Source organism: Flavobacteriales bacterium TMED191 (assembly GCA_002171975.2).
Lineage (GTDB): Bacteria > Bacteroidota > Bacteroidia > Flavobacteriales > TMED113.
In genome coordinates, this window is the sequence record NHIO02000057.1 from 34,664 (window position 1) to 42,590 (window position 7,927).

General features: G+C 33.1%; 5 protein-coding genes. 2 read left to right on the plus strand and 3 right to left on the minus strand.

Annotation, left to right across the window (positions count from 1 at the left end):
• Positions 1–62 precede the first annotated feature (62 nt).
• A complete protein-coding gene (locus CBD51_006855; protein ID RPG57732.1) occupies positions 63–2,006 on the plus strand; it encodes a T9SS C-terminal target domain-containing protein in 1,944 nt (647 codons plus the stop codon).
• 83 nt (positions 2,007–2,089) lie between these two features.
• On the opposite strand, the gene CBD51_006860 is transcribed toward CBD51_006855, so the two are convergent.
• Both CBD51_006860 and CBD51_006865 read right to left on the minus strand, forming a co-directional pair.
• Positions 2,090–2,824 carry an ATP-binding cassette domain-containing protein gene (locus CBD51_006860; GenBank protein ID RPG57733.1) on the minus strand — a complete coding sequence of 245 codons (735 nt, stop codon included), beginning with the start codon at positions 2,822–2,824 and terminating at the stop codon, positions 2,090–2,092.
• 6 nt (positions 2,825–2,830) lie between these two features.
• Positions 2,831–3,571 carry an ABC transporter permease gene (locus CBD51_006865; GenBank protein RPG57734.1) on the minus strand — a complete coding sequence of 247 codons (741 nt, stop codon included), beginning with the start codon at positions 3,569–3,571 and terminating at the stop codon, positions 2,831–2,833.
• A 174-nt stretch (positions 3,572–3,745) separates the two neighbouring features.
• Here CBD51_006865 and CBD51_006870 point away from each other — a divergent pair, with 174 nt between their 5' ends.
• Entirely contained in the window at positions 3,746–4,168 is a 423-nt protein-coding gene (locus tag CBD51_006870; GenBank protein ID RPG57735.1) for a cytidyltransferase, read from the plus strand.
• A gap of 11 nt (positions 4,169–4,179) precedes the next feature.
• Here the strand turns inward: CBD51_006870 and CBD51_006875 are convergent, their stop codons facing one another.
• Complete coding sequence (locus CBD51_006875; protein RPG57736.1) at positions 4,180–6,627, minus strand: T9SS C-terminal target domain-containing protein; 2,448 nt, start codon at positions 6,625–6,627, stop codon at positions 4,180–4,182.
• Positions 6,628–7,927: the final 1,300 nt, after the last annotated feature.

Consider the following 7,927-nt stretch of genomic DNA (forward strand, 5'->3'; position numbering starts at 1 on the left):
CCCTTCTCTCGAGGAGAGGAATCTTAAGACATTTTAAATTATTAACAACTAAAACAAACAATATGAAAAGAATTTTTACTTTATTATTATCTTTTTTAGCATTATCGTTTTCATTTGCACAATCTAATGCAAATATAAAAGTTAAGCGAAATGCCAAAGAAGCTCCAATTAAATTAGTGCAAACAGATGTTAACATAGAGCCAAGATCTGTAGATTGTATTTGGGAAAGCGATTTTTCCAATGCTGCTGACTGGAATATTGCTCATGATGTATCAGACTGCTCTTTAGATTGGGAAATTGGACAAAACCTAGAATGTAGCGGATCATATCCAATTGCGGCAGTTGAATCTGCGAATGGTTATTATGCTATGCTTGACTCTGACGCATATGGAGGAGAAGAAGGTGGAACAGAAGTGGAAGACTCATGGTTAACTATGGCAAGTCCTGTTGACTGTTCTACATTTGATAATGTTATTGTAGAATTTGATACATGGTATAGAAGCTACAATAGTGAAAAATGTTTTTTAGTCGTTAGTACTGATGGAACCTTTCCTGAGGACTTAACACCATCAACAGAAGAAGATCCTGCTAGTGGTATTTATGAAATTTTTCCTGAAATATCTACTGTAGATGTTGGTGGTTCTCCTGCAACCAATCCTGCTACTAGAAGAATTAATATTTCAGAGGCTGCAGGTGGACAGTCTCAAGTATGGGTCCGATTTAATTGGGTTGGAACTTGGGGATATGCATGGTTTATAGACAGAGTTTGTGTTGCTCAACAGCCTGCTGATGACATCACACTATCATACGGATTAGTCAGTCATAACGGTACTGGCGAAGAATATGGTAGAGTGCCTCTTTCACAATTAGGAGATGGAGCATACACTGGCGGAAGCGTATATAACTTTGGAGTAAATGATGCAACTGATGTTGATTTATCAATGGAAGTTACAGACGCTACTGGTTATCCTGTAACATCACAATCTGGATATTCAATGTATGGACTAGATGCAGATGGATTCTTAGATATGACCACTACTATTAGTGGACCTATTGCTAGCGATGTAAGTGTTTATTTTGAAGATATGACACCAATGAGTAGTGTTCCTGAAGGAATATACACTGCAACATTCTCAGCATCTTCAGATGGAGACTCTAATGGTGGAGAATACTTTGGAGATAATACAGCTACAAGAGAATTTGAACTAACAAATGGATTATATTCAACTGATGGTCTAGGTGTTTACTCAAATCCTTCAATAAATAGATTAGGTACGGGTTCATTTACTGATGCTACTGACGGATTTATGATGATGTCATACTATGATATATCTGCAACTACAACAATAGGTGGTGTTTGGATTGGTTTAGACTCTTATGCATATGAAACACCCGCAACTGTAGCAGGGGGAGAACTTGTTGTAGCTCTTAGAGATACAACTCTGATATCAGCTGAAACTTTCGATCCAGGTAACGTTATTGAATCAAGTGACTTCTACTTAGTAACTCAAGAGGATATTGACAATGGATATGTAGTTGTACCATTTAGTGAAAATATCACACTAAATCCAAATGCATACTTTGTATCTGTCGAAATGTATAGTAACGGAAATGCGACTGATATATATATATTAGATGACGAAACAATTCCTCAGCCTTTCTATATGAGCATGATTTATATTCCAGGTGATGCCGCATATTCAAATGGAACCGCAGCAGCAATTAGAATGATTACTGGAGATGCCGTATCTGAAATTATTAGTCTAAACGAAAATAATTTAGATTTAAATATTTACCCAAATCCATCTAATGGAAATGTAAATATTGAAATAGATGAGAACGGTGACTACTTAGTCCAAATAAACGATGTTGTAGGTAAAAATATATATAGAAATAACATTAATAATAACACTTCATTGAATCTGGAGGGTTTAAATAAAGGTATATATTTTGTAACTATTTCTAACGAAGAAAAATCAAATACAACTAAATTAATTATCGAATAGATATTTATATCTATAAGATGCAAAACTAAAAAAGCCCAGAATTTCTGGGCTTTTTTTAATAATCAAAATAAATAGTATTACTACTACAATAATAACTTAGAGGAAGATTTAAATTCACACAACTCCTTATTATTAGAACTTAAAAAATTCTCTTTATTACCCTCCCATTTTTTACTTCCATCCTTAATAAAAACAATATTATCACCTATATCCATAACTGAATTCATGTCATGTGTATTAATAACAGTCGTAATATTGTTTTCATATGTAATTTCCTTTAATAAATTGTCTATAACTATTGCCGTTGTAGGATCTAGACCTGAATTAGGCTCATCGCAAAATAAATATTTTGGATTTAATGATATTGCTCTTGCAATAGCAACTCTTTTCTGCATACCACCACTAAGTTCAGAGGGGAACATATCATGCGCACCTTTAAGGTCAACTCTATTTAAACAAAAATCTACTCTTTTGCTCATATCTTTTAAAGACATCTTTTCGGACATTAACAATGGAAACATAACATTATCAAAAACACTCATTGAATCAAACAATGCACTTGCTTGAAAAACCATACCCATCTCTTTTCTTATTTGTTTTCTTTGATTATCATTAATGGAATTAAAACTTCTTCTATCAAAGAAAATTGATCCAGAGTCAACTTCGTGCAAACCTAACATACATTTAATTGCAACGGTTTTACCCGATCCACTTCGGCCTATAATTAGGTTGATTTTTCCGGATTCAAAATTGGAAGAAAAATTATTCAAAACAACTTTTTCTCCAAAAGATTTATTTATAGCATCAACCTTAATCATAAAAACTTAATTTAATAATAAATGAGTGATAAAATAATTACATATAATAATTAAAATACTAGTATAAACAACTCCCCTTGTGCTGGCCTGTCCAACTTCTAATGCTCCACCTTTAGTAGTATAGCCAAAAAAGGCACAAACGGTAGTTATGATAAAAGCAAAAATCACTGTCTTAATTAATGCATATGCAAGATTAAAAGGAATAAACTCATATTGTAAGCCCAACAAAAACTCTTCGGTAGGACAAATTCCAGTTAAATTTCCAGCCAACCAACCACCTACAATACCTAAAGCAATACTAAGAATAATTAAAAATGGGTTAATAATAATAGTAGCACAAATTTTTGGAAATACTAAAAATGAAGCAGAATTAATGCCCATTACTTCTAAGGCATCTATTTGCTCAGTAACTCTCATAGTACCTAAAGAAGATGAAATGTGAGAACCTATTTTACCTGCCAACACAAGACTAATCATTGTAGGAGAAAATTCAAGTATAATAGAATCTCTACTTGCTAAACCAATTAGATAAGTAGGTAACAGTGGGTTTTCCATATTATAAGCAACTTGTAAAGTAACAACTGCGCCTACGAATACTGATATAAATGCAACAAAACCAATTGAAGACATGCCTAACTCATTGATTTCATGAACAATCCTAGGAAGATAAACTCTTCTTTTTTCAAATCTTGAAAATATCTTTCTAAGAAATAGAATATATTGTCCTGTAGTAATTAAAAAATGCATATATGAAATAAAAATAGTTATATTTATGTATAATGAAAAAATCTATTTTTATATTTTTTACTTTCACTCTATTAACTATACTTGTTTCTTCATGCTATACAACTAGAAAAGACGGTTGTAATTGTCCTGGTTCTAGTCAAAATAATATAGAAACACAAAATATAGATTGCTAATATGAAAAAGATTGCCATAATTGTATCAGGATATTTTAATCCACTTCACAAAGGACACTTAGAATATTTTGAAAAAGCAAAATCAAACGGAGAAGAATTATTTGTAATTGTCAATTCCGATTATCAGAGAGAATTAAAAGGGTCTAAAAAATTTCAAGACGAAAATGAAAGAACACTAATTATCTCACACTTAAAACTCGTCAATAAAACCATCTTAGCTATTGATAAGGATAGAACTGTTCAAGAAACTATTAAACAAATCCATACTCAATATAGTAATGATTACATGTTATTTTTTGCAAATGGAGGTGACCAAAACAACACTACAATTCCTGAAAGGAAAATTTGTAAAAAACTTGGAATAAAATTACTAGATGGACTAGGAGATAAAATACAGTCATCTAGCTGGCTTTTAAAAAAATAAATTTTAAAGCATTAGTTAATAATAAATAGCCTATTTATATTACTTCCTCGATCAGTAGATAATTTTACTTGATAAACACCTGGTACATAATCATCAATATTTAAATAAATATTCAACTCATCTGTTGAAAGATATTCTTGATCAAACATAAGTTGTCCAATAGAGTTGAAAAATCGCAATTGTATGTTATCAATATAATAAGAATTATATTCTATATTTAGAATAGAGGAAGATGGGTTGGGATATAATATAAAATCGAATGGATTATCCTCGTCTAAACCAATACCATCACAAGCATCACCTACACCATCATTATCAAAGTCTTCTTGATTAGGATTATCAACTTCAGGACAATTATCTACTTCATCACACCACTCATCTCCATCTGAATTGTTTAAACAGTTTCCTTCACAATCAACATAAGACTCATTAAGGATGCCATCACCATTAGAGTCAAATAAAAACTCTGGATATAAATCTTCCGGATAGTCACAAGAACCATCATTTTCTGTTGCAGATGAATCATAATTACATGCATCTAAATCAGTACACCCCTCAATTTCATCATCATCACATACACCATCATTGTCAACATCATTATCAACAACATATCCTGTACCATTTGTTGCTCCAGAACAGAAGTCACAACCAAATGCATAGTCACAATTACCACTTTCTTCAGTAGCATTTGTATTATAATTACATGCAGAAATATCAGTACAGCCATAAATCTCATCAACATCACATATACCATCACCATCTGGATCATTAATTGGATCATCTAAACATGAATCTACATCGTCACATATACCATCACCATCCGCATCATTTGCAGGGTCATTAGGGCAAATATCATCATTATCACAAATGCCATCATTATCTAAATCATTATCTAAAATAACACCATTTTCACAAGTTTCACATACACCATCTACGAATATACAAGAACCATCATCAGCTGTTGCAGACTCATCGTAATTACAAGCTGTTTGGTTTGTACAACCAAATACTGAACCTATAAATGTGGCACAAGAACCATCATCGGTGTTGGCTAGTGGATTAAATTCTAAATAATCTGAATCTGTACATCCTAAAACTGTAGTGAAACATGTACCATCATCTGTATTTGCATCTGCATTGTAGTTATCTGCANCTNGATCTGTACATCCTAANANTGTAGTGAAACATGTACCATCATCTGTATTTGCATCTGCATTGTAGTTATCTGCACCTGGATCTGTACANCCTNNGACAATCAGTGTAGAACATGAACCATCATCTGTATTTGCTAATGGATCATACTCTATATAAGTATCGTCCGTACAACCCTCTACTATCAATGTAAAACATGAACCATCATCTGTATTTGCTGAAGCATCATACTCTAAATAAGTATCATCTGTACAGCCAGAAACCTCTTGGTCAGAGGGACAACCACAACTTACAGGACACGAATCACTAATTGGAGAGCCTGCAAAGACATAGTCACAACCAAGTGCAGCTACTGCACCAACACAATCTCCAAAAGCACTCATAGCATCATTATCATCAAGTATACAAGAGCCATCATCCGTATCAGCTGCATCATCATAATTACATGCCGTTGCATCTGTACAACCATAAATTGGACAATTATCACAACTTACAGGACATGAATCACTAATTGGAGAACCTGCAAAAACAAAATCACAACCAAGTGCAGCTACTGCAGCCACACAACCTCCAAAAGCACTCATAACAGAATCATTATCTTCACATACTGGCGTCGAATCAGCACATAAGCCATTGTCTATAGTACAGGTTGAGCAATAATTAGATGCAGTTGCATCCATACAACCAATTGTCACTTCGGAGGGAATATCAGCAAACGCAGCTTCAGTAATAATAGAGCCATCTGGTAAAAGTTCTATATTCAGATTCCCTGAAAGATCACCGTCGGTAGTAAATTGTCCTAAAAGAACATAGTTATTATCATCTGCTAAACAATTAGGATTATCAGGAGTATAGTATATTGATGCATCGCCTGACTCACCAAATGACCATGAGTTTGACAAAAGACCATTTAAGTTTAATGTTCCAATCTCACTTGGTGAAGATTCATAATCATCTCCTATGGCAACCCACGTATCCCACTCTAAACCAGCAAACATATCAAATAAACTTGGATCTGAATCGCTTTGAAAATTTCCACCAATTGTAGTTTCATTAAAAAATACAGTCGACGTTTCTATAGTTGATAAATTATTTACATCTGCCCAAATAGCCACAACTTTTCCTGAACTAATTTCAGCATGTAGCCTATAGGTAGTTCCATCAACAGCCCCTCCATTGTTTAGTTGCTCCAAAACTAAACCTTGAAAGTAATCAGGGTTTTCTTGCGAGAAACCATTAAAAGACAATATTATGCAACAAAAACTAACTGTTAAAGTTCTTATAATATTTTTTAGATTAAAATTCATGCTTAATAAAGTTATTAAATTAATTTAACCAATTACCTAATACATCAAATAAATCCTGAAGATCAACAATTTCATCATTATTAACATCACCCGCTAAATCAGGACCACTAACAAGCCACGCACCAAGTACCGCAAATAAATCATCCAGATCTATAATATTATCTGAGTTTGAATCTCCTCGTTTAGATTCACATGTTAAACCTACATTATACTCATAAAAGCCCTCATTTAAACAACCTATAAATGTTTCACAAGACCCATCATCTTCTGTAGCATTCATGCTATATTCCAAATATGCCTCATCAGTACAACCAATGAAGACATAACTACATGTTCCATTATCCTCTGTAGCAGCAGAATTAAAATTAACTGCTGTTTCATCTACACATCCTAAAACCTCTAATTCATCACAAACCCCATCTGCATCACTATCATTTAAACAATTATTATCACAATCATAATACTCATCCGCATATTCACATTCACCCGAATCAGTCGCTGATGAATCATAATTACATGCTACTTCATCCTGACAGCCTATAATCTCTTCACTATCACATACACCGTCACCATCACTATCAATTATAATTAATTCACCTTCAACACAAGTATTACAACCAGCACTAGAGAATACACATTCTGCCTCATCTGTAGCAAACATATCATAGTTACATGCTGTAGAATCTGTACAACCTACTATCTCTAGTTGATCACATACGCCATCACTATCTTCATCAGCTAAACAAATACCATCACAATCATAAAATACACCATCAATATTGATTACTAAATCCTCTAAATAAAAACATGTATTATTATTTAAACTTGCAGTTGCATCATAATTACATGCTTCATCATCTGTACAACCAAGAATATGTGCACATAATTCAGCTTGCCCTGAAGGATCCTGTGAAGCATCAACATTTGCATCTGGATTGTAATTTGCAAATTCCGATAATGTACATCCAAAAACTGCTGGAGTAACACATGAGCCATCATCAATATTAGCTTCAAAGCCTTGACTATAATACTCTAAATATAAATTATCTATACAACCTCCAGTATACAAACAACTATTATCATCTGTATTAGCAGCTGCATTATAATTATCAGCCAATAAATCCGTACAACCTTCAACTACTGGAATACATGATCCATCATCTGTATTAGCATCAAGATTAATATCATAATTAAATGCTGTTGGGTCTGTACATCCTAATATATAAGGTATACAAGGATTAGTAAGATCTCCAATTGCGGTTCCATTAACTGTTGCATTATAATCAAAATTAAATTGTGT

Excerpts from the sequence above, each read along its gene's own strand:
- CBD51_006855 (RPG57732.1), top strand. The coding sequence starts at position 63 with ATGAAAAGAATTTTTACTTTATTATTATCTTTTTTAGCATTATCGTTT.
- CBD51_006860 (RPG57733.1), bottom strand. The coding sequence starts at position 2,824 with ATGATTAAGGTTGATGCTATAAATAAATCTTTTGGAGAAAAAGTTGTT.
- CBD51_006865 (RPG57734.1), bottom strand. The coding sequence starts at position 3,571 with ATGCATTTTTTAATTACTACAGGACAATATATTCTATTTCTTAGAAAG.
- CBD51_006870 (RPG57735.1), top strand. The coding sequence starts at position 3,746 with ATGAAAAAGATTGCCATAATTGTATCAGGATATTTTAATCCACTTCAC.